General features: G+C 40.1%; 20 protein-coding genes. 15 read left to right on the forward strand and 5 right to left on the reverse strand.

Features of this window, described 5'->3' with window-relative positions; genetic code table 11:
- Positions 1 to 19: 19 nt before the first annotated feature.
- Together PH210_RS22845 and PH210_RS22850 are read right to left on the reverse strand one after the other, a co-directional pair.
- Complete coding sequence (locus tag PH210_RS22845; protein ID WP_289988666.1) at positions 20 to 1,123, reverse strand: hypothetical protein; 1,104 nt, start codon at positions 1,121 to 1,123, stop codon at positions 20 to 22.
- A gap of 12 nt (positions 1,124 to 1,135) precedes the next feature.
- Positions 1,136 to 2,578, reverse strand: a complete 1,443-nt coding sequence (locus PH210_RS22850; RefSeq protein ID WP_289988667.1) for an MBOAT family O-acyltransferase — start codon at positions 2,576 to 2,578, stop codon at positions 1,136 to 1,138.
- 186 nt (positions 2,579 to 2,764) lie between these two features.
- Between PH210_RS22850 and PH210_RS22855 the strand changes: the two genes are divergently transcribed.
- The 3 genes from PH210_RS22855 to PH210_RS22865 all read left to right on the forward strand — a co-directional run bounded on the left by PH210_RS22855 (position 2,765) and on the right by PH210_RS22865 (position 5,640).
- Positions 2,765 to 3,877 (forward strand): glycosyltransferase, encoded by a 1,113-nt coding sequence (locus PH210_RS22855; protein ID WP_289988668.1) that lies wholly within the window; start codon positions 2,765 to 2,767, stop codon positions 3,875 to 3,877.
- Positions 3,878 to 4,104: 227 nt separating this feature from the next.
- Positions 4,105 to 5,163 (forward strand): glycosyltransferase family 4 protein, encoded by a 1,059-nt coding sequence (locus PH210_RS22860; protein ID WP_289988669.1) that lies wholly within the window; start codon positions 4,105 to 4,107, stop codon positions 5,161 to 5,163.
- Between the two features lie 90 nt (positions 5,164 to 5,253).
- Positions 5,254 to 5,640, forward strand: coding sequence for a GtrA family protein (locus tag PH210_RS22865; protein ID WP_289988670.1), 387 nt, complete (start codon positions 5,254 to 5,256; stop codon positions 5,638 to 5,640).
- A 12-nt stretch (positions 5,641 to 5,652) separates the two neighbouring features.
- Here PH210_RS22865 and PH210_RS22870 read toward each other — a convergent pair whose 3' ends face one another.
- Complete coding sequence (locus PH210_RS22870) at positions 5,653 to 6,735, reverse strand: LCP family protein (protein ID WP_289988671.1); 1,083 nt, start codon at positions 6,733 to 6,735, stop codon at positions 5,653 to 5,655.
- A 406-nt stretch (positions 6,736 to 7,141) separates the two neighbouring features.
- Between PH210_RS22870 and PH210_RS22875 the strand changes: the two genes are divergently transcribed.
- Together PH210_RS22875 and PH210_RS22880 are read left to right on the forward strand one after the other, a co-directional pair.
- Positions 7,142 to 11,512 (forward strand): bifunctional 2',3'-cyclic-nucleotide 2'-phosphodiesterase/3'-nucleotidase, encoded by a 4,371-nt coding sequence (locus PH210_RS22875; RefSeq protein ID WP_289988672.1) that lies wholly within the window; start codon positions 7,142 to 7,144, stop codon positions 11,510 to 11,512.
- A 126-nt stretch (positions 11,513 to 11,638) separates the two neighbouring features.
- A complete protein-coding gene (locus tag PH210_RS22880; protein ID WP_289988673.1) occupies positions 11,639 to 12,703 on the forward strand; it encodes a glycosyltransferase family 4 protein in 1,065 nt (354 codons plus the stop codon).
- Between the two features lie 53 nt (positions 12,704 to 12,756).
- Here PH210_RS22880 and PH210_RS22885 read toward each other — a convergent pair whose 3' ends face one another.
- Positions 12,757 to 13,398 carry a YigZ family protein gene (locus tag PH210_RS22885; protein ID WP_289988674.1) on the reverse strand — a complete coding sequence of 214 codons (642 nt, stop codon included), beginning with the start codon at positions 13,396 to 13,398 and terminating at the stop codon, positions 12,757 to 12,759.
- A gap of 279 nt (positions 13,399 to 13,677) precedes the next feature.
- Between PH210_RS22885 and PH210_RS22890 the strand changes: the two genes are divergently transcribed.
- From PH210_RS22890 to PH210_RS22935, 10 genes are all read left to right on the forward strand, one after another.
- The gene (locus PH210_RS22890) at positions 13,678 to 14,811 is read left to right on the forward strand and encodes a sensor histidine kinase (protein WP_289988675.1); all 1,134 of its coding nucleotides are present in this window, start codon (positions 13,678 to 13,680) and stop codon (positions 14,809 to 14,811) included.
- A gap of 17 nt (positions 14,812 to 14,828) precedes the next feature.
- Positions 14,829 to 15,512 carry a response regulator transcription factor gene (locus tag PH210_RS22895; RefSeq protein ID WP_289988676.1) on the forward strand — a complete coding sequence of 228 codons (684 nt, stop codon included), beginning with the start codon at positions 14,829 to 14,831 and terminating at the stop codon, positions 15,510 to 15,512.
- A gap of 113 nt (positions 15,513 to 15,625) precedes the next feature.
- A complete protein-coding gene (locus PH210_RS22900) occupies positions 15,626 to 16,471 on the forward strand; it encodes a DegV family protein (protein ID WP_289988677.1) in 846 nt (281 codons plus the stop codon).
- Positions 16,472 to 17,129: 658 nt separating this feature from the next.
- Positions 17,130 to 18,122: a nuclease-related domain-containing protein gene (locus tag PH210_RS22905; protein WP_289988679.1), complete on the forward strand. Its 993-nt coding sequence runs from the start codon at positions 17,130 to 17,132 to the stop codon at positions 18,120 to 18,122.
- Positions 18,107 to 19,594, forward strand: coding sequence for an ATP-dependent helicase ComFA (locus PH210_RS22910; RefSeq protein WP_289988680.1), 1,488 nt, complete (start codon positions 18,107 to 18,109; stop codon positions 19,592 to 19,594). The genes PH210_RS22905 and PH210_RS22910 overlap by 16 nt, the downstream gene beginning before the upstream one ends.
- Positions 19,595 to 19,769: 175 nt before the next feature.
- The gene (locus PH210_RS22915) at positions 19,770 to 20,486 is read left to right on the forward strand and encodes a ComFC family protein (protein ID WP_289988682.1); all 717 of its coding nucleotides are present in this window, start codon (positions 19,770 to 19,772) and stop codon (positions 20,484 to 20,486) included.
- 351 nt (positions 20,487 to 20,837) lie between these two features.
- Positions 20,838 to 21,386, forward strand: coding sequence for a ribosome hibernation-promoting factor, HPF/YfiA family (hpf, locus tag PH210_RS22920; RefSeq protein WP_289988683.1), 549 nt, complete (start codon positions 20,838 to 20,840; stop codon positions 21,384 to 21,386).
- A gap of 136 nt (positions 21,387 to 21,522) precedes the next feature.
- Positions 21,523 to 22,368: a DUF1028 domain-containing protein gene (locus tag PH210_RS22925; protein ID WP_289988684.1), complete on the forward strand. Its 846-nt coding sequence runs from the start codon at positions 21,523 to 21,525 to the stop codon at positions 22,366 to 22,368.
- Positions 22,369 to 22,529: 161 nt separating this feature from the next.
- Positions 22,530 to 23,594 carry a DUF5667 domain-containing protein gene (locus tag PH210_RS22930; protein WP_289988685.1) on the forward strand — a complete coding sequence of 355 codons (1,065 nt, stop codon included), beginning with the start codon at positions 22,530 to 22,532 and terminating at the stop codon, positions 23,592 to 23,594.
- A 188-nt stretch (positions 23,595 to 23,782) separates the two neighbouring features.
- The gene (locus PH210_RS22935; RefSeq protein WP_289988686.1) at positions 23,783 to 24,217 is read left to right on the forward strand and encodes a cytochrome-c oxidase; all 435 of its coding nucleotides are present in this window, start codon (positions 23,783 to 23,785) and stop codon (positions 24,215 to 24,217) included.
- Positions 24,218 to 24,398: 181 nt separating this feature from the next.
- On the opposite strand, the gene secA is transcribed toward PH210_RS22935, so the two are convergent.
- Positions 24,399 to 26,912, reverse strand: a complete 2,514-nt coding sequence (gene secA / locus PH210_RS22940) for a preprotein translocase subunit SecA (RefSeq protein WP_289988688.1) — start codon at positions 26,910 to 26,912, stop codon at positions 24,399 to 24,401.
- Between the last annotated feature and the right edge of the window lie 36 nt (positions 26,913 to 26,948).

Genomic DNA, 26,948 nt, shown 5'->3' on the forward strand with positions numbered 1-26,948 from the left:
GCCCTGTTTTTTTCTAATATTAATTTTCTATAGCATATTGCTGTTTAATGGAACTAACTTTTTTCAGCTGAAGGACGTCAAAGTTCGTGATTTGATGTTCAAAATTTTGAAGCTTTGCAACGTATTCCTTTTCAGATTGAACAGGTTTATGGGTTGCTAGGTAATCAATAATCCAGTTATTGATGAAATTATAATAATGTACGGTATCACCCTGATAATTATCGATGTTAAAAGTAATGTCGTGCATATCCTGGAAGTCGTATAGTTCTACATTAGGATATTTATGCATCAGGTCAAATACTTCTTTTTTAAACTTCAATCTTTCTGTCAAGTATTCTTTATTCTTTTTATAAAAAGAAACATGATTATAAATCGGATATGGTGCATAGAAAAACGTAAATTTGGTGTTAGGATGTGCTTTCACCAGCGGTATTACATTTTCTTTAAAAGATTCCATTTGGACTGATGCTCTCTCATATGAAGGAAGCTCATCCATTGGTTGAACTCCTTTTAAGAAAGCATCAACGTGCTCAATTGACTCGACCGGGGCGACTTGTCCAAATTTATAAAGTGTTTCCACTTCCCGTCTTTGCTCGTTTCCCTCTTTATTCGCCATCAGATTTTTATAAAGGATTTCTACAGAATAAGAACTGAACAAATACCTTAGATCATTGATTTTGGATTTATCGTACATATATGTTGGAAAATCACTAGGCGGACCGGCTACCCAGTCGGGATCTCCAGCAAAGGAATAGTAATTCAATTCCCAAATGACCCTTTTTAAATTTGGTTTGTCGCGAAAGGCTGCTTCTGCTACCATCGATTGCTCTTTTGCGGTTGATGCTGGTAATGATCCATTAAACGATTTAGTGCCGAGCTTTTCATTTGCAAAACTTTCACGGAAATTCCGTCCCATCGATGTGGCGGTGAAAAGTGTATCGTAATCTTGGTTTTTTAACAGCCCCGGCATTTGATACCGTTCAGCCGCTAGATATTGTGGCCTGTATAAGTCTGGTTTTCGAAAATAAAATAACGGGTCAATATAATACATCACTATCGAAACAATGCCAATAAGTGCAGCTGACATGATGCCCGCTGCTGTAAGGAATTTTTTATAGGACATGAGGCTAACTCCTTAAAATTTAAAATATAAGAATTCACTGACGCGGTTTAAATACAATAACGAGATTACCGCAATCAAACTAACAAACACAGCCATACGATAGCTTGGTTTGAATGTATTCAAACGATCAATTGAGTTTTTCGCGAACAGGACAATTCCGAACATAAGCACAAATAGCAGTACCATTTTTAAATCAAAGTAATAAACTCCAGGAATGAAGTGGGTGCCAAGTCTTTCGTTGAATAGTGCAGTCAGCCCAGCTGGAAAATGGAACGCTTGAAGACTGAACATCTTTGTCAGCATTAGCTTGGCTGTTGTCAAATCCGGTGAACGGAAGAAAACCCAGGCAATATGGACAAACATGAATGTAATGAACCAGGCAACAAACTTTGGCAGCGTAATATTAAAGGTTTTCCAGAACCTGTAGATCACACTAGCAACTCCATGCATAATTCCCCAAATGACAAATGTCCAGCCTGCACCATGCCAAATGCCACTGACAAAGAAAATGATAAAAAGGTTTATATAAGTTCTAATATTGCCTTTTCTGCTTCCGCCAAGTGGAATATAGAGATAATGAGTGAAGAAGCGGCCCAAGGTCATATGCCATCTGCGCCAGAAATCTTGGATATCCAACGATTTATATGGTGAATTAAAGTTTATTGGCAGCTTAATATTGAAAAATAGACCTAAACCAATGGCCATATCACAATATCCGCTAAAGTCAAAATACAATTGGAAGGTGTATGCCAGGGTAGTGACCCAGGTGTCAAAAAACGTTAAGTGAGCGAGATTGCCATAACCAGTATTCGCCCAACCGGCCAATGTATCCGCAATGATTACCTTTTTAAAAAGTCCGATTGAAAAAATATACAGCCCTGAGCCAATATTATTCAATTTGATTTTATAATTTGTGCCGTCTCTTAGCTGGTCGATGATTTCCCTGTGATGGACAATCGGTCCAGCAATCAAGTGAGGGAAGAAGGTAACAAAGAATGCATAATCAAGCAATGAATATTCCTTCGTTCCTTCGCGGAAGGTGTCGACTAAATATGCAATTTGCTGAAACGTAAAGAAACTAATGGCTAATGGCAGTGCCAGATGTAACAGCGAAATGTCCGTCTTGAAAACAGTATTGACGTTGGTCATAAAGAAGTCATAATACTTGTAATATCCAAGCAAGCCAATGTTAAAAAGAATGCCCATTGTTAAAACGGTTCTTTTTATCGCCAGCTTTTGAATTTTATTTAGGATGGTTGCCAAGGTAAAATTGATGGCAATCGATGAAAGAATAATCGGCAAATACTTGACATTCCAATAGCTGTAAAAATAAAGATTCGCAATCACGAAAAAGATCTTCGCGATATTTTTATTCTTTAATTTCAAAAGCAGATAGTAGCCTGCGAATACTATTGGAAAGAAAACGAGAATGAATATGTAGGAATTGAATAACAACTTTCGAACCTCCTATTGATGATAAAAACAACAAAGATATTATATCATAGTAAAGGACAACTTCGCATTTTGTTGAAAAATGTCAAATGATAAGAAATTGAAACGAATATGTAACTTTTAGTTTGTGTAATTCGTCAAATTTCATGGTATATTAATAAGAACTATGTAGGTCCAACAGGAGATTTCATGAAAAAAAAAGTAACTGTCATTTCTAACATGTATCCGACGAGCGAGCATAAGAGCTTTGGAATCTTTGTGAAAAATCAAGTAGAAGCACTGCGCAGCAAGGGTTTGGATGTGGATGTCCTTGCGATAGACAATCCGAACAAAGGTAAGCTGAATTTGCTGAGGAAATATGGGAACTGGATGCTCAATTTTGGAGTTCATCTGCTTTTTAAAGGGAGCAAAACATCCGTTGTCCATGCCCATTATGTGTTCCCAAGCGGCTGGCTTGCGAAGTGGTACAAAAAGCTTTTCGGAGCCCGTTTTATCGTCACTGCACATGGCGGCGATATTGATAAAATGGTGAAGAAAAGCGGACGCATTCAAACTATGACAAGAAGCATTTTAGCAGATGCCGACCACGTCATTGCGGTTGGCCAAGAATTATTTTCCACCCTGGAAAAAGACTTTGGGGTGCCGCGGTCAAAACTTTCTCTCATTAATATGGGGGTAAACCTGAATGTTTTTAAGCAGGTTGATAAAGTGCAGGCTCGGAAGCAATGCGGAATTTCAGAGGGGAAGACTCCATTATTGTTTGTGGGAAATATCATTGAACAAAAAGGTGTTAATGAATTGATTGAGGCTTACAGCCTTCTCAAAAATGATTATCTAGATTATGAACTGTACATACTTGGTTCGAATAAGGACCATGGCTATTATCAAAAAATCAAGTCGCTGATAGTAGAAAATGGGCTCTCAGAAAGCATTCATTTTCTTGGAACTAAGAACCAAGCGGAGGTTGCTTTATGGATGGCCGCTGCAGAAGTGTTTATTCTGCCTTCCCATATTGAAGGGTTCGGGCTTGTGGCCCTTGAGGCGATGGCTTGTGGAACACCAGTGGTTGGAACCAATGTAGGCGGACTGAAATATCTGCTCGATGAAGGCAATGGAGTTCTGGTGGAAGTAAATAACGCCGATTCACTAAAAAAAGGAATTCTAACGGTCCTTGAATCGGCAGAGATTAAACAGGAACTTATTCGAAATGGTTTAGAAATGGCGAAGGAGAACGATCAAGACATCATGACCGACCGCGTCATTCAGTTATACCAAGTGGAAAATGTAAGGGGCTTAAGCTAATGCCCTTTTTATTGAATTCCATCTATTAAAATAGTAATTATGAAGTTTATGGAAAATATGAAATAATTAGTCATTTGCTTGAAAAGGAAAATCTATTTAAAATAAATTTTACCTGTGTTATAATCCACATGGTACATTTGTTAAGTTGTTATGTAATTGATTGTTAAATAGATAACTAACTTTCTAGTAACCTAGATGGTTACTCCAACTATATGAGGAGGATCATGATGATCTACATCACCCTGATATTATGTTTTATTAGTTCTATTCTTCTTACGCCTTTAGTAAAAAAACTTGCCTTTAAAATTGGGGCTACTGATAAACCAAATCAACGAAAAGTCCATCAAAAAATCATGCCACGTCTTGGCGGATTAGCCATATATCTAAGCTTTATCATCGGAATGCTAGTAATGCGTCCTGGAGGGCCGTATGCGCTGCCGATTATCATTGGCAGTATTATCATTGTCATTACTGGAATACTAGACGATATGTTAGAGCTATCGGCGAAAATTAAATTCATAGCTCAAATAGCTGCTGCAGCCATTGTGGTGATTTGGGGCGGCGTTCATGTCCAATTCATCAACCTGCCATTTGGCGGCCAAATCGAATTCGGTTATTTTAGTATCCCACTGACGATTATTTGGATCGTCGGGATAACCAATGCGATCAACTTGATTGACGGTTTAGACGGACTAGCTGCCGGTGTTTCTTCCATTGCCTTGATTACCATTTGTGGAATGGCGATTATCATGGGGGATGGCTTTGTAACAGCTGTTGCCTCTATCGTTCTAGCAAGCACGCTTGGATTTTTGCTATACAATTTTCATCCAGCCAAAATCTTTATGGGTGATACAGGTGCCTTATTTTTGGGATATATGATTTCCGTTTTATCCTTGTTAGGTTTTAAAAATGTAACACTGATTTCCTTTATCGTTCCTGTTATTATTCTTGGTGTACCGATCTCTGATACCTTCTTTGCCATCATTCGCCGAATTGTGAATAAGAAGCCATTATCTGCACCAGATAAATCGCATTTACACCATTGTCTGCTCCGTACTGGCTTTACCCATCGTCAGACAGTGTTAATCATTTATGCAATGGCAGCATTCTTCGGTCTTGCGGCAATCATCTTTTCACAGGCAAAGCTTATGGGAGGATTCTTCCTCATCCTTGTCTTATTAATTCTAATAGAATTGATTGCGGAAACCGTTGGGCTTGTCGGCAAGAACTACCGCCCATTAATCAAAATGATGCGCGTTTTACTAATTAACCACAGTACGAAATAGATAAGCTGTAAAGCCTGGCCAAAGCGGTCAGGCTTTTTCTTCGTTATAAAAAAATGTATAATGTTTCTAAAAAATGGTGGAATTATTAATATGACGAAGTTTTTAAAGTTTGGTGCTGTTGGTATTTTCAATACTCTCATTACTATAGGGAGTTTCACTTTGTTCGTTTATCTAGGAATAAATTATATCTTAGCGAACACCCTTGCCTATGGCTTGGGGACAATAAACAGTTTTTTTTGGAACAAAAATTGGGTATTTCAAGAAAGGTCAGGAAATCTGACGCTTTTTGTAAAATTTGTTATCGTTAATATTGTAATGCTTGGATTTAATACATTAACACTATACTTATTAGTTGATCAATTTAAAATTGGTTCTACCGCAGCTCAAGTCTTTTCTACATTTTTAGGAATGATGATAAATTTTTTATTTAATCAAAAATGGACTTTCAGTAAGAAAAAGCCGCATCACGGAATATGATGCGGCTTTTTTCTAATTATTGTTTTCGCTTGAATTTGTGTCATTATTATTTGAATCTGAATCACTGCTAGCATCTGTACTGTCTGTTGTACTGGAGCCACCGGCAGTTGAATCGGATGCTAAATGCGCTTTTAAGATTGATTTTGTTTCTTCAAGTGAAGCATCATCGAGCTTGTAATAGTAAATTCGATTGATATATTCATCAGCACCCTTTAAGTTCAAGGTGTCGATTTTCAGCCCGCTGCCTGCAAGGCCGTAATCCATCAACGACTTCATATCATTGAAGGACATATTTGTCTGCATATTGTCGCCAACCGCTTCAATCATGTCAGCATGTTTGGTAATCGAGCCAAGTGAAAGAGCTTTTTTAAAAATTGCCTTAATAATTTCCTGCTGTCTCATTCCGCGCATTACGTCAGAATCTTTATGTCGCGTTCGGGCAAGGGCCAAAGCTTGTTCTCCTGTCAGCGTTTGTAAGCCCGGTTTTAAGCGGATGGCATTGTGATGGTCTTCAGAATCCTTTTCTGAAATCGCATAAGGTACGTCAACATCAATTCCATCTAAAGCATTCACCACATCGATAAAGGCATAAAAATTAACTTTTACATAATAATCAATCGGAATATCGAGCAATTCTTGAACGGTGTCAATCGTATATTTAGGTCCGCCGTATGCGTGAGCATGAGTGATTTTATCATATTTGTCCTTATCCGGAATATAAACATACGAATCACGAGGGATACTTAACAGCTTTACTGACTTTTCCTTTTTATTTAAGGTAGCTACTAGAAGTGCATCAGATCGAACGGCATCACCATATTGCTTTTTCCTGCTCTCACTTTCATCGACCCCAATAAGAAGGATGGAGATGTTATCTTTTTCTGGGTCAACCTGGGTAGCACGTTTTGACACGGTTTTAACAGGATTATACGATTTATTGACAACTGACTCCGCTTTTTTAAGCAAAAATGTTGCATATGCTGCACTACATAGGGCAACAATTAAAACCGGAACGAAAATCCACATAAAAACTCGCTTTTTCCGGATCTTTTTCTTCTTCTGCGCTTTACGCTGTGAGCGTTGAATTTCGGACATATATTTTCTCCTTTATATCAATATCATCATGATTCATTTTTTTTAAGTATAAAAGACCAATTTACATTTTACCCTTTTTTTACAGTTACGTAAACTGTAGTTTAGTGTCGAAATTTGAAAAATAAAATTCTTCTATTTTTCCACCTTTCCTGCGGAAAACTTCCCCATAATAGACGTTTTTCAGATTGGAATTGTTACATATGATTTTAAAGCCTTAAGCCGCTAGAACCCTTGAAAATTCTAAATATTCGGGCTAAAAATAATTTACGAACTTTCAACAAAATACCAACAATTATTTTACAAAAAAGACTATGAATCTATTGGAAAAATTAGTAGAATAGTCTTGCAATACAAATATTTTTTGTCGAAGGGCGGAAAAAGTGTGAAGAGAAAGATAAAGAGAAGCATGAAGAGACGCATGCTTAATAGTTCTCTAGCTGTTGTGATAGCGCTTACAACGGTTCCATTTAATATTTTCCCACATGTGGCAAAAGCCGCGGGAACAGTTGAGAGCACTGTAAATCTTCGTTTAATGGAAACAACAGATTTGCATGACAATGTCATGGACTACGATTACTATAAGGACGCTCCAACTATTGAGTTTGGACTTGACAGAACTGCCCAGCTTATTCACCAAGCTAGAGCAGAAGTAAACCAAAGCAACTCAATGTTATTTGATGCGGGTGACCTGCTCCAGGGTAACCCTATGGCAGATTATGTTGCAAGAGTTAAAAAACTAGGGGCAACAGAACAACACCCTATGTTTAAAGCTATGGGCATGCTGGGATACGATGCTGGTATTGTTGGCAATCATGAATTTAACTATGGTTTAGATTTCCTTAATAATGCATTAGAAGAATCCCCTTATAATGTTGTAAATGCTAATATTTATGATGCGGTAACGGGCAAAAACTATTTCCAACCTTATAAAATTATTGATAAAAAAGTAATAGATGATGCCGGAGTTGAACAAACCATTAAAGTCGGTGTCATAGGTTTTGCCCCACCGCAAATTTTGCAATGGGATCATGATAATTTAGCAGGTAAAGTAACTGTAAAAGGCATTGTTGAATCAGCTGAAGAGTTCATTCCTAAAATGAGAGCAGATGGTGCAGATGTTATTGTTGCAATCGCACACTCTGGTTGTGATGTAGCAGCACCTAACCAAGCAGAAGCAGAAAATGCTGTGTATGCTTTATCTTCAGTTCCTGGAATTGATGCTCTGCTTTTTGGACATGCACACGTGAACTTCCCGGGTGACGCAAAGTTTAATGGTAACAATACGATTGATAACGTAAATGGACATATCAATCAAGTACCTGCAATGGAAGCTGGTTTCTGGGGTAATAACCTTGGTGTTATGGATTTAAACTTGCAAAAAGCAGATGGAAAATGGCAAGTGGCAAGCTCTAAAGCTGCATTGAGACCAATCTTTAAGAAAGTTCCTGATGCAAACGGTAAGTTAGTTTCTGTAGAGACGGTTGACGGGCCAGACCAACAAATTGTTGATGCTGTAAAAGACTATCACCAAGGTACGTTAGACTATGTACGCGGCAAAATTGGTACAACTTCAGCTCCACTATACAGCTTCTTTGCACAAGTACAAGATGATCCAACTATTCAAATTGTTAATAATGCGCAAACAGAATATGTTAAAAAGGCAATCGCAGATAAGCCAGAACTAAAAGACCTTCCAGTATTATCTGCAGGTGCGCCTTTTAAAGCTGGAGGAAGAAGCGGAGTCTCTTATTATACTAATATTCCAGCTGGTGAACTTTCTATTAAGAGTGCTAACGACTTATATTTATATCCTAATACCTTAAAAGCAGTTCAGGTTACTGGTGCAACAGTAAAAGAATGGCTTGAAATGTCCGCTGGGCAATTCTTTCAAGTAGACCCAACCAAAGCAGAACCTCAAAATATTGTTAATGATGACTTCCCATCCTATAATTTTGATGTAATTGATGGTGTCAAGTACCAAATAGATCTTACACAAAAACCTAGATATGACAAGAATGGTAATCTGATTAATCCAGATTCACATCGCATTGTTAACTTAACAATGCCTGATGGCACAGCCGTAGATCCAAATCAACAGTTTATTGTTGCAACTAATAACTACCGTGCTGGCGGTGGCGGAAACTTCCCAGGACTAAAAGGCGGAGTTGCTAAAATAGTTGTGGATTCACCAGACGAAAGCCGTCAAGTTTTAATTAACTATATTACAGCTAAAGGTACTGTAAATCCTTCAGCAGATAACAACTGGAAGTTTGCTCCTGTTGGCGGAAAAGCAGTTTTACAATTTAATTCTTCTCCAGATGCGAAGATTTATGCAGATGCTTCCCCTAATATAAAAGATGCTGGTGCAAATCCAGATGGTTCTGGCTTTGAGCAATATACTCTTGACCAAAACGTCCACATTCAATTATTAGGTATTAATGATTTCCATGGTCAGCTTGATACTTGGAGACAAATAAAAGACAGTTCTGGTAAAGTTGTAGATTACTCTGGGGGTATTGAATACCTTGCTGCTTACTTGAAGCAAAGAGAAGCAACAAACCCTGCCAATACCCTAATGGTTCAAGCCGGTGACCTTGTTGGAGCAAGCCCTCCAGTATCTGCTCTTATGCAAGACGAACCAACTATCCGCATGATGAATGAAATCGGCATTGACGTTGGTACAATCGGTAATCATGAATTTGACGAAGGCGTTGCTGAAATGAAGCGTCTGATTTATGGCGGCAGCAATCCAAAGACTGAGAAATACGAAGCGAAGTATGGCAAGTTTACAGGCGCTAACTTCCCTTATGTAGTAGCAAACGTTGTGGATGAAAAGACTAATCAAAATATTTTACCTCCATACGTGGTAAAAGAAGTTGATGGCGTGAAAATTGGCTTTATCGGTGTTGTAACAACTGAAACTCCAACAATCGTTACTCCAAGCGGCGTTGCAGGTGTAAAATTCACAGATGAAGTAACTGCTATTAATAAATACGCAAAAGAATTAACAGATAAAGGTGTAAAAACAATTGTCGTTCTTGCACACGATCCAGGAACTTCAAAAACAGATGGTACAGCAGCAACTGGTAAAGTTGTTGACATGGCTAAAGCAATTGATCCTTCTGTTGACGTTATTTACGGTGCGCATGACCATAAATATCTAAATACAACTGTTGACAACAAGACATTAGTACAATCATGGTCATATGGTACAGCATTCTCAGATATTGACTTAACTATTGATGCTGTTTCTGGCGATATTATTGACCGCAAAGCAGAAGTTGTAGATACACTTCACAGCAAAATTACTGCTGATGCAAAAATCAAAGCTGAACTTGATGGCTACCAAGAAGACATCAAACCGATTGTCAGCCAGGTAGTTGGTTCTATTTCTGCTCCAATCACAAACGTGGCAAATGCTTCTGGTGAATCTGCACTTGGTAATTTAATTGCTGATGGAATGCGCAAAGTCACTGGTACTGAATTAGGATTTATGAATTCCGGCGGTATCCGTAATCCGCTTCAAGGTGGACCTGATGGAAAAATCACTTGGGGCGATTTATTCAAGGTTCAGCCATTTGGTAATGACTTAGTAACAATGACTGTCACTGGTGACCAAATCAGAACCTTATTAAATCAACAATTCCAAGCACCGCCAAGCTATAACAAAATCATGGCAGTCTCTGGTCTTCGTTATACTTGGACCGATTCACAGCCTTATGGCAGTAAAGTGCTTGATATTTATTTAGAAGATGGTTCACTAATCGATCCAGAGGCTGAATACACAATTACTGTGAACAACTTCATGGCAGATGGCGGAGACGGTTTCTCAGTCCTTAAGTCTGGTAAAAATCGTGTAACAAACGTGGTGGATTTAGACGGTTTCATTCAGTACTTCAAATCCTTACCGCAGCCGGTAAGTGCACAAATTGAAGGCCGGATCTTAATTGACAACTTTGTTGAAGAACCGCAAGTTTCAGTAACAAACTATGACGATACACTTTATGGTACAACAGAGCCAGGTGCAAAGGTTGTAGCAAAAGTTAGCGGAAAAGTTTTAGGTACTGCAACTGCTGATGACCAAGGTTACTTTGAAATCCCAATGGGACAAACATTTGCAAAAGGTACAGTAATTCGTTTAGACATCACTGATAGAACTGGAAACTTAACTCCATTTGATATTACTGTTGAAGCACAAACAGGCTGGATCTATTCCCAGGATGAAGATGGAAACGACGTTTGGTCTTATGTTGATCCTGAAACGGAAGAGCTTTACACTAATAAGTGGCTTCACGATGAAGATGGTTTATGGTATTACTTCGATAATGACGGTATCATGGAAACTGGCTGGGTGAAAGTAAATGGCAAGTGGTACTTCTTAAGCGAAGATGAAGAAACTGCTGGTGCTATGCAAACTGGCTGGTTTAAAGAAGGTAACATAAAGTACTATTTAGATGCAGTTAACGGCGACATGAAAGTTAACTGGGCACAAATAAATGGCAAATGGTACTACTTTGATATTCACGGTGTTATGCAAACTGGTTGGGTCCTTGTGAACAAGAAGTGGTACTTCCTTGATACAACTACTGGTATCATGAAAACTGGCTGGGTATTATCTGGAAAGAACTGGTATTACTTAGCGAACAGCGGTGCTATGCTAACAGGCTGGGTACAAGTTAGCAATAAATGGTACTATCTATATAATGATGGTAAAATGGCGGCTAACACTACTATCGGCAAATACAAACTAGGTAAAGATGGCGCTTGGATTAAGTAATCTTTCTTAAAGAAGAGGCAATTCCTTCAGGGATTGCCTCTTTTTATTTTTTCCGATTTTTACTATGATTTGTTTGTTTTTGATTTCTGTTTAATGGACAAACTTACTATCAAGGAGGATTTTTTTATGCTTTTTCTTACCTTGATAGTATGTTTTTTCGTATCAATACTTATTACTCCACTCATAAAAAAATTTGCCTTCCTTATTGGAGCCACTGATAGGCCAAACCAGCGTAAGGTCCATCAATCGATTATGCCAAGACTTGGAGGCTTAGCAATATTTATCAGCTTTATGATTGGAATGATCCTCTTAAGGCCTGGAAATCCCTACTCGTTTGCGATACTTCTCGGCTGTTTAATTATCATCCTTACCGGACTATGTGACGATTTGTTTGAGCTGCCCGCAAAATATAAACTAATTGGACAGCTGGCAGCCGCCTGTACCGTTGTTTTTTTCGGAAATCTGCAAGTCGTTTTTATTAATCTGCCGTTTGGCGGTCAGCTGCAATTTGGTTTTTTAAGTATTCCGATTACAATCCTTTGGATTGTTGGAATCACCAATGCCATTAATCTCATTGATGGATTGGACGGATTAGCAGCTGGGGTATCGTCTATTGCGTTAATAACGATTTCGGGGATGGCGATTATTCAGGGGAATTTATATGTTGTTGCGGTTGGGTTAATTGTACTGGCAAGTACTCTAGGATTTATTTTTTACAATTTCCATCCAGCCAGTATTTTTATGGGAGATACCGGGGCATTGTTTTTAGGATTTATCATTTCTGTTTTGTCTCTTCTCGGCTTTAAAAATGTCACCTTTATTTCCTTTGTAATTCCTGTAATTATTCTTGGAGTGCCGATTTCGGATACTTTTTTCGCAATACTTCGGCGTATTATTAACAAAAAGCCTTTGTCCGCACCTGACAAATCTCATTTGCATCATTGTATGCTGCGCATGGGCTATTCACACCGCCAGACTGTTCTGCTTATTTATGCAATGTCAGCGTTTTTTGGACTAGTTGCTGTCATTTATTCACAAGCCCGAATTGGCGGTGCCTTATTTTTAATCGCTGTAGTTATTCTTTTTATTGAAATTATTGCCGAAAAAATCGGACTTATGGGACGAGACTACCGCCCATTACTAAATATCGTCCAGACGCTAAAAACAACCACTGCAAAAGACCGCTCATGACAAAAGGGACTCATACTTTGAGCCCCTTTAAATTTTCCCAATTGTAATCTATCTCAAGACCTAATATAATCTTCCTCAAGGTATACTCTTTCACCTTTTTCGATGGTGCATTGGCCGTTCGTGAGTTCGATCATCCATTCGACAAAGGTTTCGACACTATTTTCCTCGACAAACGTATCAATGATAACGTTATCTAGGTAGTGAATTTCTTTCAATTTAAATTCCGACGCCCTAAGTTCTTTTTCTAACTTCCCAAGCCAAGTGTAGTCAATTTTTACATGGATGACTTGGGCAAGTTTTCTTTCGACGATTCCGACGGTATCAAGACCTTCAGAGGTGGCTTTGCCATAAGCGCGAATAAGGCCGCCGGCGCCTAATTTGATTCCGCCAAAATAACGGGTAACTACCACGGCACTGTCCTTTAGCCTTCTCTTTTTCAAAACTTCAAGGATCGGGACACCGGCCGTTCCGCTTGGTTCCCCGTCATCATTGGCTTTTTGAATCTGATCCTGCTCGCCAATCAGATAGGCAGAGCAATTGTGGGTGGCGTCCCAGTGCTTTTTCTTAATGACTTGAATAAATTCCTGGGCTTCCTGTTCCGTTTCGACTCTTTTTATATGAGCAATAAACCGGGATTTCTGGATTACAATTTCGTGTTCTCCTGTTTCTTTTACTGTAAAATAACTTGCGAGCATGTTAAACTCCTTTCTATTTTTAAAAAATATAAAATATGGTTGTAATATACCTTTAATATGATAGTAAAATTCGAATGATATAATAATCATAGTTCAGTGATGTTAATATAGGTTATAGGATGAAAGTAGTAGAATAATATTATCATTATACTACTTTTTACTGAACTTTGAGGGTTGAGTCTTTAGATAGTGCCTTCAAAATAGCAAAACGCTCCATATATAGGTAAAATATGTTAGAAGGCCTAAAGGGAAAAATATGCAATCCCTGGAGGAATGAAAATGAAAATTAAACAGATTAATGTGAAGTCTATTGATGAAATCCGCGAAGAAATGATTGAGACAGTAACCTGCAGTAAGAGTGACATCTTTCGCATTAGTGAAAAATGCCGTCAAGATTACGACAACATGACAACAGAATTAGACAATATCAAACAAATGATGGTCAAGCTTAATGATGAAGGAGAACAGCTCGAAAAGCAAGTGCACCAAGCGAGAGTCATGCTGTCTGAAGTTAGTATGAATATAAAGAAGTATTCAGAGGAAGAGATCCGTGATGCCTATGAAAAAGCGCATCAGTTGCAAATGGATCTTTCTATAAATTGGCAGTATAAAAAGCAGCTTTTGGATAAACGCGATGATCTCGAACGACGGCTATTTGGATTAGTTGACACAATTGATCGGGCTGACCAGCTCATTTCACAAATTTCTGTCGTCATGAACTATTTGCAGAGTGATTTAAAACAAGTTGGCGAGGTAGCCAAAGCAAAGCAGGATTTTGGTCTGAAAATTATTGAGGCACAGGAGGAAGAGCGGAAGCGGCTGTCTCGTGAGATTCACGATGGACCCGCACAAATGCTCGCAAACGTTATCGTCCGTTCTGATTTAATTGAACGTGTCTATCGGGATAGGGGTGTTGAAGAGGCATTTTTAGAAATAGATAGTTTCAAAAAAATGGTCCGTTCAGCCCTATATGAGGTACGGCGAATTATTTACGACTTACGTCCTATGGCTTTAGATGATTTAGGTCTCGTGCCTACCCTCAGAAAATATCTGCGTACTATCGAAGAATATCATAACCACTCGAAAATTAGTTTTGAGAACATTGGCCTAGAACGTCGGCTTCCGACTAAGTATGAAGTCGCATTGTTCCGCATGATTCAAGAATCAGTGCAAAATGCACTTAAGCATGCGAATGCCTGTGAAATAAAAGTAAGACTCGAAATAACCAATTCGTCAATTAGCGTTTTGATCAAAGACAATGGCGTAGGTTTCGATATTAACCATAAGAAGCCAGAGTCTTTTGGAATGATTGGGATGAGAGAGCGGGTCGACCTGCTCGATGGTGAAATTTCATTTGATTCAAAAATTGGAAAAGGAACAGCAGTATTAATTCATGTTCCATTAATCAACTAAATGAGGGGGCGTAGCAAATGACTACTAAAATTGTCATTATTGACGATCACCAACTATTCAGAGAAGGCGTTAAAAGAATACTAGAATTTGAAAAATCGTTTCAAGTCGTGGCAGAAGGCGACGACGGCAGTGAAGCGTTAAACCTTGTACAAGAATATCGTCCGGATGTTGTCATCATGGACATCAATATGCCAGAAAAAAATGGTGTCGAAGCGACACGTGAATTAGTCGAGAAATATCCTGAAACAAAGGTAATCATTTTATCGATTCATGATGATGAAAACTATGTGACCCATGCACTGCAAACCGGTGCCTGCGGCTATCTATTAAAAGAAATGGACGCTGATGCTTTAATCGAAGCAGTACGTGTCGTGGCTGATGGTGGTTCCTACTTGCATCCAAAGGTCACTCACAACTTAGTCAACGAATATCGCAAGCTAGCTGCTGGTGTGGTCCGAGCAGGTTCCTACGTGCAGACGATCGAAATTCGTCGTCCATTGCATTTGTTAACTCGCCGTGAATGTGAAGTGCTGCAAATGCTTGCAGATGGAAAAAGCAACCGCGGTATTGGTGAAGCTTTATTTATCAGTGAAAAAACGGTCAAAAACCACGTATCTAACATTTTGCAAAAAATGAACGTAAATGACCGTACACAGGCTGTTGTTGTTGCAATTAAAAATGGCTGGGTGGAAGTACGTTAATAGTTTCGTCATGAGCATGCTCTAAATGGGCATGCTCTTTTTTGTGGTGCATTTTTTAGGATTTTCATATAAAATAGTCATACTGTATTTATAGACAAGGATGGTAGACATATATGAAAACGGCAGTTGTCACGGATAGCACAGCGTACATAACGAAAGAATTGCGAGAAAAATTTAATATACATATGATCCCGTTAAATGTCATTTTCGGGAATGAGGTTTATCAGGAGGAAATCGATCTCTCGTGGAGCCAGTTCTACGAGGAGGTGCGGATCAAGGCGCTCCCAACGACCTCCCAGCCGCCGATTGGTGGATTTGTTGAATTGTTTGAGCAGCTTGCATCTGCAGGTTACGACGCTGTTATCAGTATTCATTTGTCCAGTGGAATCAGCGGCACCTATCAAGGGGCGGTTTCCGCTGGAACGATGGTTGAGGGAATCAAGGTGTATCCATTTGATTCAGAAATCAGCTGCATGGTTCAGGGGTTTTATGCCTTGGAAGCAGCTGGGATGGCGTCTTCGGGCATGGATGCAGATGCCATTTTGGCTAGGCTTTCGCAATTAAAGCAGACGGCACGTGCTTATTTTATGGTCGATGATCTGGCACATTTGCAGCGCGGCGGCCGTCTTTCAAGCGCCCAAGCTTTCATCGGCAGCCTATTGCAAGTGAAACCATTGCTGCATTTTGTGGACAAGGTTATTGCTCCGTATGAAAAAATCCGCACCCGCAGGAAAGCGATGAAGCGGATTGCCGATTTGCTTGGCGAGGATGCCTTGAGCGGTGGCGATTGGCGGGCCGTCATCATCCACGCTAATCGCGGGCAGGAAGCTGAGGAGTGGCGTCAGGAGCTGATTGGTCTATACCCCAACGCAGAATTCTCTATTAGCTACTTCGGCGCCGTCATCGGCACCCACCTTGGCGAAGGCGCCATGGGCTTGGGCTGGATGAAAAAACTTTAAGATTGGATACCCGCCATTTCGGCCTTTTGGTCGGAATGGTTTTTATTTTGAGGTTTCGTCGTTTATAGTGAGAGTATTTCATTGTTTGGCGGAAATCAAAGGGAAGTTCGCGGAATCTCGGCACGAGATCGCGGAATAAATTCAGGGATCTGCGGAATAAATCCGAAACTTCGCGGAATCCCAGCCTGAATCCGCGGAATCTCAGTGAAGATGCAGCACTTGAAATTTATGCAATCTAAGCTGGGTTAAAAAAAGGTAACTTTAAAAAGGGCTTTGCGGAAAAAGAAGAGATATTGGCGGAATTCCGTTGTGGGTTCGCTGAATAAATATAAAATTTTGCGGAATCAAATCGGAACTTCGCGGAATCCCAGCCTGAATCCGCGGAATCTCAGAGAAGATGCAGCCTTTGAAATTTGTGCAATCTAAGCTGGCTTAAAAAAAGGTAACTTTAAAAAGGGTTTTGCGGAAAAAGAAGAGATGCTCGCGGAATTCCGTTGTGGGTTCGCTGAATAAATACAAAGTTCTGCGGAATAAATCCGAAATCTCGCGGAATCCTCATTCCCTCTAACCATAAGTTCAAAATATCGACAATTTTCTTCCGCAGGAATTTCAGAAAACACGTAGAAATTTATCAAAAAAGACAAAGGAGTGATTCATTTTGATATGTAAAGAATTACCGGTACCACTTATGCTGATATTAACCGAGATAATGAAATATCGATTAATTCCCGGCCATTTCAAACATGCAGAAATTGAAAGGGATTTAGCCAAAAGATGGGCAGGTTTCTGGGGCGAAATTACTTTAGCCACTTATGTAAAAGAACTTCCTCAAGATAAATACCTCATTTTTCACGACATCCAACTTCAACTCAATGGAATTCATTTTCAAATTGATACACTTCTAATCTCAAAAAGCTACATACTCATCTTAGAAGCAAAAAACATAATAGGTACTTTGTTTTTTGATAATTTATTTAAACAGCTGATCCGTAAAAATGAGGACGGATCCGAAGAAGCATTTGAAGATCCACGGGTCCAATGCCAACGCCTTCAATCCCTATTGAAACGTTGGATGATCAAAAACGGTCTAAATTTACTGCCAATCGACTACCTTGTATTTTTTAAGAGCGTCAATACCATTTTAAAAACTACCCCCGGAGAAATAGCTGATTTTAGTAGAGTGTGTAAAGCAAGAGATATTTTTAACAAAATAGAAGTAATGGAAAATCGTTACACTCACGAATGGATTGATAATCAGGCGCTTAACAGTATGAGCAAAATCCTGCTAAGTCAGCATTCCCAAAAGCAAATTAATATATTAGAGAAATATGCCCTTATGCAAAAAGACATCCGCAGTGGTGTTCGTTGCCCCGAATGTTTAAATATTGCTATGAACTACAAAAGGGGGAAGTGGAGATGTCCGATATGTAAAATTTCTTGCAAAGATGCCCATATCGAAAGCCTTAATGATTACTTTTACCTGTATAAGCCATTCATTTCTAACAGCGAATTTCGACATTTCCTCCATATCTCATCCAATGATATTGCTCAAAAAATACTATTATCATTAAAATTACCATCCACCGGCACAACCAAAGATCGCAAATACCATCTTCACCCCAAAGGAGATTCCCTATGCGTTTTACCTTAAGAAGCCAGCAATTAACGCCAGTCAAATTTCCACATGAAGATTCATTTAGAATTTCCCAAATCCCATTTATCCCACAGCCACTGCTAAACCCAGATTTTCCTTACAACAAAGACCTGCAGCAGCTTCTTACCGGAAAACAGCTTCTTCTTGAGGACATCCCATTCCCCCTCAACGAAATTCATACACATTATGAAAATGGATATATTACTTACCGCTCCGGAATCCAATACAAGGGTAAAAAGCCTTGCTGCGGTCGGTGTGGAAATAAAGATCCGCAGTGGTTTTCTGCTTACCCTTGCAAAAGGTGCGGTGAAACCTGCCTCTATTGCCGGCACTGTATCATGATGGGGCGGATAAGCGAATGTACCCCGTTGCTTGGCTGGAATGGCCCGGTGCCTGACACCGCACTCCCACAAAAAATTATGGCTTGGGAGGGGAGACTATCAGAGGGACAACAAGTCGCATCCGACCATGTGGTCAACGCCATCCAACAAAATAAAGAGCATTTAGTCTGGGCTGTTTGCGGGGCTGGAAAAACCGAAGTGCTGTTCGCGGGAATCCAAGATGCCTTAGCCGACCAAAAAAGAATTTGCATCGCCACACCGAGAACGGATGTGGTTCTTGAGCTCACCCCTCGATTAAAGGCAGCATTTCCTGAAATCACCATAGCCTCTCTATACGGAGGCAGCGAAGACCGACATTTATTCGCCCCGCTCACGATTGCGACCACTCACCAGCTGCTCCGTTTTTACCATGCCTTTGATGCAATCATTTTAGATGAAGTCGATGCCTTTCCCTTCACGGTCGAGGAATCACTCCAGTATGCTGCCATTCAGGCGCGGAAACCAAACTCGGCCATGATCTATCTAACCGCCACACCCAACCAAAAATGGCAAAGAGAATGCCGGACTGGAAAAAGGGCCTTTACCACGATACCTGCCCGCTTTCACCGCCACCCGCTTCCTGTTCCTGAATTCATTTGGTGCGGCAACTGGCAAAAGCAGCTTCACAAAAATAAATTACCCCCGAGTATCCTCAAATGGATAAAAGACAGGACCGTCTCAAACAAACAAGCCTTACTCTTCTTTCCACACATCCCGCTTATGGAAAAAGCACTTCCAATCGTGCGTGGGCTTGCCCTGGATACTGAGGCTGTCCATGCAGAAGATCCCGTCAGGAAAGAAAAGGTTCAAAAAATGCGTGCAAAAGAAATTCCTCTCCTTCTTACAACGACAATCCTTGAACGCGGCGTAACGTTTCCCAATATCGACGTTGCCGTAGTTGGGGCTGAGGATGATATTTTTACAGAGAGTGCCCTAGTTCAAATTGCTGGAAGAGCGGGGAGGAGCAAGGATCACCCGGGAGGAATAGTGACCTTCTTTCATTACGGAAAAACGGAAGAAATGCTGAAAGCCAAAAAACAGATTGTCGGAATGAATCGTGAGGGCATAAGAAAGGGATTAATTGATTAGTTAAGGCTATTTTCGCATAAATTGTTGTTTTTCGTATAAGTTTATAAGCCCGTATAAATAGTGTGTCGTGGCATCTTTTCGTAAGCACTTAGAGGACTTAGTAAACGAACCTTATTAGGTTTCAAAAACAACATAGTTTACGAAAAGAGCCTTAGTTAGATAAAGGATGAGAAGAATGAATTTATTTCTGCAAGACCGCTGTTTAATATGTCACGAACTAATCCGCCCCAGCATCAGCTGGCGAGCCATGATTTCAGTAGAAAAAGAGCATTCTATTTGCACAGCATGTGAAAGTAAGCTAGAAAAAATAGAAGGGGAAACATGCCATATTTGCTGCCGCCCCTTTATTTATTTAGACGAGAAATTTCGTCATGGAAATCTATGCAATGATTGTACGCGATGGGAGGAGGACCCGGAATGGCAAGGTTTTCTTGATAAGAATATCTCCCTTTTTCTCTATAATGACTTTTTAAAAGAAGTGCTTGCGAAATTTAAATATCGTGGAGATTATGCGTTGGTAAAAGTATTTTCAGAACTTATGAAAGACAAGTTGATAAAAATGGAACCAGACTTGTTTGTTCCGATTCCATTAAGTGATGAGCGCCTTTATGAGCGGGGGTTTAATCAAGCGAAAGCAATACTCTTAGTGTCAGGCTTTACCCCATCAGAAATCATTACCCGAATTCATACCGAAAAACAATCGAAAAAATCAAGGTCTGAGAGAATCCATCTACCCCAAGTTTTTAAGCTTTGCCAGGACTTAAATTTAAAGGACAAAAACATTGTAATTATCGATGATATCTATACAACAGGCTCAACCCTAAGGCATGCCGCAAGGCTTTTAAAAGGTGCAGGGGCTGCAGCTATTCAATCATTAACGATAGCGAGATAAGTGCCTGACACCCTTCGTGGACAATACAAACAATTGTCCATGTGGGGTGGATATTAGATTGGTGTACGCCTCCAGTGGACAAAGGTGGGGAAATGTCTTTTTATGGTGCCTGACACCAAAAACATATTTATGGCAAATTATCCCAACTAATATTAATATAAAACTTAAGATGAATAACTATTCATTTTAGTAAATGTTTCATATCAATGTCAAAGGCTGTGCCAAACATTGTCACTATTTACCTATTGTTTTTGTCAATAATTCGACAAAATTTTTGTTCTGATTTAGCAGGATTATCATAGGGTAGAATAGAAATGTTATTACATAGCCTTAACTAAAGGAGGAGTCCACATGAATTATAACGTTCGTGGCGAAAACATTGAGGTTACTCCAGCAATTAGAGAGTATGTAGAAAAGAAAATTTCAAAATTGGAGCGCTATTTTACGGAAGCTCCCAACGCAAAAGTAAATGTGAATCTTAGATTCAATCAGGATAAAACTTCTAAAGTTGAGGTAACCATCCCGCTGCCGCATTTAGTTTTACGTGCTGAAGAAACAAATGTTGATATGTACGCAGGAATTGATTTAATTTCTGACAAGCTTGAGCGTCAAATCCGCAAGCACAAAACAAAAGTAAACCGTAAATTCCGTGAAAAAGGTGATTTTCCTATTACCTTTGCAACTTCAGAAAATACCGAAGTACATGATTTAGATGAGGAAGATTTAGAGTTAGTGCGTACAAAGCGCTTCGACCTTAAGCCAATGGATAGCGAAGAAGCGATCCTGCAGATGAACATGCTGGGTCACAGCTTTTACGTTTTCACGAACTCAGATACTAACCGTACTAATGTTGTTTACAAGCGTAAAGATGGCCGATATGGCTTAATTGAAGCCCATTAATATGAACAAGAACGTCGCACCGGATAGCCGGAGCGGCGTTCTTTTCAATAAAGGATTCCTTTATATAGTAAAACGAAAATAATAAAAGTATCCTTATTAAGGAACAATTAAAATACATAGTTTGTGAGGGAATAACATGACATTTTCAATCGTAGGTTATGATCCAATTGAAAAAGAATGGGGTATAGCTGTACAATCCAAATTTTTAGGTGTTGGAGCTGTTGTTCCTTGGGCCAGGGCAGGCGCTGGAGCAGTCGCAACGCAATCATATGCGAATACCTCTTATGGCCCAAAGGCTCTGGAATTAATGGAACAGGGTAAATCAGCCGAAGAAGCGCTTCAAACGCTTCTGGCAGAAGACACTGAAAGAGAGATGCGCCAGGTCGGTCTTATTGATGCAAATGGAAACGCAGCAACCTTTACCGGAAAAGAGTGTTATCATTGGGCAGGCGGGGTGACGGGCCCCCATTTTGCTGCACAAGGAAACATTTTAGTAGATGGAAATACGGTTGAAGCGATGGCGCACGTTTTTACTGAGACCAAGGGTACCCTTGGTGAAAGACTTCTTGCCGCACTTGATGCCGGACAGGAAGCAGGCGGTGACAGCAGAGGAAAACAATCAGCGGCACTATATGTTGTAAAAGAAAATGGCGGTTATGGCAGCTTTAATGATCGCTATATCGATTTACGAGTGGATGACCATCCTGATCCAATTAAAGAATTAATTCGAATTTATCACCTCCAGCAATTATACTTTGCTCCTTCCAAACCGGAACAAGTTGTCGCCATTGAAGGCGAGGTTATGCGAGAATTGACTGCTTGCCTTACCAATTTCGGCTATCTCACCAATGGTCAAGATAATGAGGATGACCTTTTAAAAGCTCTTACAGCCTATATTCATACTGAAAACTTTGAAATGAGAGAACAACCGGCAGGATTCATTGATTTAGAAATTCTTCAATATATGAAAAAAGAGTGCTAAAAAAATGCCCCCTAAAATTTAGGGAGGGCTAATTTTCCATGGGGAAAATTTCAGATTCAAAGTTCTGTAAAATATAGACAAACTTTTTTAATAGTACCGCCGTAAATTCAAATTGATATGCGTAATTTTTAGTAGGCTTTTATTAGGGGGACAAATGTCATATGAAACACAAAAAGATTAGTAATTTAGTAACAAGTGGTATGCTTGCTTCAACTTTAATTTTTTCATTTGGTGCAGGCAGTGCGTTCGCAAATGGCGATGGCACGGAAGCAACAACGGATTCAACGGTTACAACTGATCAAGTTCAAAATGGAACAGACCAAATCGAAACTAAAACGGATCAAAACGGAACGGATCAAGTTGAAGGAGAAGCAACAACAGAACAAGTGAAAGTAGAAACTCCTTCCTTAGTTCCTGGTGACTTCTTCTATTTTGTTAAAACCTTGACAGAAAAAATCCAGCTTGCCTTCACTTTTGATGATTATAAACAAGCTCAACTTTTAGCGGATTTTGCGTCTGAACGTATTGCTGAAGCCAATGCATTATTTGCAGATGGCAAAACGGAAGAGGCAGCAGCGCTGTTAAAAGAAGCCATCGCCACACAGGAGGAAGCTAGTCAAACATTACCGGCAACTAAAACAAATTCTACCGATGACTCTCAAAGTGCTGAGGAGGGCGAAGTAGAAACAAAGCTTGCCCATAATATCGATGCTTTATGTGCAGCAGTGGCACACGTTAAGAACCCTACTGCACAGCAAGCGATTATGAAGAACGTTCAAAAATCATTTGCTAAATTAGCAAAAAAGGCAACTAAACTGGAAGAAAAAGATGCCAAATTTGCTGAAAAAATGGGCCAAATTGAGGACAAGTTTGTAAGTGGAAAAGTTTCAGATGATGAAGCCGTAAAGGCAAAGCATAAGCTTCCAAAAGAGCATAAGCAGGAAGAAGAAGCAACAGAAGTAGAGAAAACCGAACAAGAAAGAACGAATGTCGCTGAAGACCACGCTAAAGGACAGCAAATACAGGCGGCAGCTAACAAGGCTGAAGCAGCAAATAAAGCGGTAGAAAAGCAGCAAGCAGCAGTGAAAAAAGCAGATGCTAAACAACAAGAAGCAGCAAGTAAGGTCCAAGTAAAGCAGCATGAAGCAGTTAAAAACTCCAAAGAAAACAAGCAAGATAATGATGATAACCAGCATGGACAAGGTAACGGAAAAGGTAATCATTAATTTAATAATCATACCAAAGGGTGCAGCCAAAAAATGGCGCACTCTTTCTTTTTTTTGGCAATGAAAAGATACTAGGTAGTTTGCACTATTTTAATAGGAAAAACTATTGAAAATATGGAAAAAAATCCATTGAATTGTAAAAGTACATAATTATTTTGAGAATTTAGGACTATGGAGGTAAGAACAAAGTGGGGAAAAGGTATTTACAGGCCGCAAGCGTCTATTTACCAATTCGGGTTTTGGCTGGGATCATAATGGGGATTATTCATGACTTTCGACTAGCATCCGTGCACGCCCATATCAATCTATTAGGCTGGGTATCAATGGCGCATTTTGGACTAATCTATCATTTTTATCCACAGGCGGCAAATTCGAAGCTTGCAAAAACGCAGTTCAGGTTTCATAACATTGGCGTTCCGGTTATGTTGGGAGGAATTGCGGTGCAAGTCATTACCGGAAGTAATGCGGCACTTCCAGTTGCAATTATAGGATCCATCGTTGTTGTAGCTGGCGTTATTTTATACACAAATAACTTGTTCAAACATATTGGCAAGGATTCACAAACTATGATTCGAATAATAAGTTTTCCGCCTAAGAAGGAAAATATTGCGACCTTCAAATAAGATGGTCGTTTATTTTTGAAAGTTATCCCCATGTGGATATCTGCAAATCCAGAATGAATATCCACAAAATTCAGAGAGTTATCTACAATTTCGCATCACTTATCTACAAATCCACAAAAACCATACCTAAAATAGGAAAAGAGCCGGCGATTTCTATGCCAGCTCTTTTTAAATCGATAATTTATTTCGCTGCTCCACAACAGTTCTTATATTTCTTGCCGCTGCCGCAAATACATGGGTCATTGCGGCCGACTTCTATTTGGTTAACTTTCGGCTTCTTCTTAACAGCTTCTCCGTCTTCCTTTGGATTCACGGCTTGGCCTTTCGCTACCTCTTGGCGCTCCAAATTGTTACGGATTTCAGCCTTCATGATATACATGGCTGCTTCTTCCTCAATTGATTGAATCATCGCTTCAAACATCGCGAAGCCTTCATGCTGGTATTCACGAAGCGGGTCGATTTGGCCATATGCACGTAAATGGATACCTTGGCGAAGCTGATCCATCGCGTCTATATGGTCAATCCATTTGGAATCAACCGCACGAAGAGTAACCACTTTTTCAAACTCGCGCATTTGCTCAGGGAAAAGAATTTGTTCCTTTTCCTCGTAGCGCTCCTTCACTTTTGCATAAATGGTATTGACCATTTCTTCTGGATCCTTGCCTTTTAAATCCTCTAACGTGATATCACCTTCCTGAAGCAGGTTGGCATGTACGTAATCCACAATTCCCTGGAGGTTCCATTCTTCTTCATCCTCATGGTGGGATGCGTGGGCATCGACTGTACGTTGAATGGTGCTTAAGATCATCTTTTGAACAATTTCCTGAAGGTTTTCTGATTCTAACACTTCGTCACGCTGAGTGTAAATAATTTCACGCTGCTGACGAAGAACATCGTCATATTGGAGAAGCTGTTTACGGGCATCAAAGTTGTTGCCTTCAACGCGTTTTTGCGCAGATTCAACAGCCCTGGATACCATTTTACTTTGAATCGGCTGGGTATCATCCATGCCTAGACGCTGCATCATGGTCTTCATATTATCTGAACCAAAGCGGCGCATCAATTCATCTTCCATGGATAAATAGAACTGGGTAACCCCCGGGTCCCCTTGACGTCCAGAACGTCCGCGGAGCTGATTGTCAATCCGGCGGCTCTCATGGCGCTCTGTACCGATTACAGCCAGACCTCCTAATTCAATTACTCCCTCGCCAAGCTTAATGTCGGTACCGCGTCCTGCCATGTTTGTCGCAATTGTAACCGCACCTTTGTGACCGGCTTCTGCGATAATCTCGGCTTCGCGTTCATGGTTTTTCGCATTCAAGACATTATGATGAATACGCTTTTTGAATAAATAAGTGGAAATTAGCTCAGATGTTTCAATCGCTACCGTACCAACTAGAACAGGCTGTCCCTTTTCGTGGCGTTCAGCAATATCCTCGACCACAGCTCTAAACTTGCCGTCCATCGATGCATAAATTAAATCCGGTCGGTCATCACGGGCAATTGGTTTATTGGTTGGAATCACGATAACGTTCATATTATAAATGTTACGGAATTCTTCTTCTTCCGTTTTAGCCGTACCTGTCATACCAGCCAATTTTTCATACATACGGAAGTAGTTCTGGAATGTAATAGTTGCCATTGTCATGCTTTCATTTTGGACTTCAAGGCCTTCTTTTGCCTCAATCGCCTGGTGTAAGCCTTCGCTGTAACGGCGGCCCTTCATTAAACGGCCGGTGAACTGGTCAACGATGACAATTTCGCCTTCTTGCACAACGTAATCAACATCGAGGTGCATACTGACATTTGCTTTTAACGCTTGGTTAATATGATGGTTTAAGGTTACATGCGACATATCAAAAAGGTTTTCAATGCCGAAAGCTTTTTCCGCTTTGCTGATTCCTTCTTCAGTCAGCATAACGCCCTTCGTTTTTTCATCATAGGTATAATCCTGGTCTTTCGTTAACATTCGGACAAAAGCATTGGCTTGAATATATAGCGCAGCGGATTTTTGTGCGGAGCCAGAGATAATTAATGGTGTCCGCGCTTCATCGATTAAAATGGAGTCAACCTCGTCAATGACCGCATAAAAAAGCGGGCGCTGCACTTTTTGCTCTTTATAAAGAACCATGTTGTCACGAAGGTAGTCAAATCCGAATTCGTTGTTTGTACCGTAGGTGATATCACAGGCATAGGCAGCCTGTTTTTCATCTTTATCCATGCTGTTTAAGTTAAGTCCGACCGTTAATCCTAAAAATTGGTAAAGCTGACCCATTTCGTTCGCATCACGGCTGGCTAAGTATTCGTTGACAGTAACAACGTGCACGCCTTTTCCAGAAAGTGCATTTAAATAAACCGGCATCGTCGCTGTTAACGTTTTACCTTCCCCGGTCTTCATCTCCGAAATGTTCCCTTCGTGAAGTGAAATACCCCCCATCAGCTGAACATGGTAAGGATACAGGCCAAGCACGCGGCGCGCACCTTCACGAACGACTGCAAAGGCTTCCACAAGGAGGTCATCAAGGGTTTCGCCATTTTGATAGCGGGCTTTAAATGCCTCCGTTTTTTCACGAAGCTGATCGTCTGTCAGCTTTTCAGTTTCTGCCGCTAATGCGTCAATTTGTATAGCAAGCTTTTCCAGACGCTTCAGCTCACGCTTATTAAGATCAAATACTTTATTTAAAATCCCCATCATGTGATGAACGCTCCTTTTTATCGAGACTACAAGAAC

The organism is Paenibacillus sp. BSR1-1 (assembly GCF_030403775.1).
Taxonomy (GTDB): Bacteria; Bacillota; Bacilli; order Bacillales; family Cytobacillaceae; genus Neobacillus.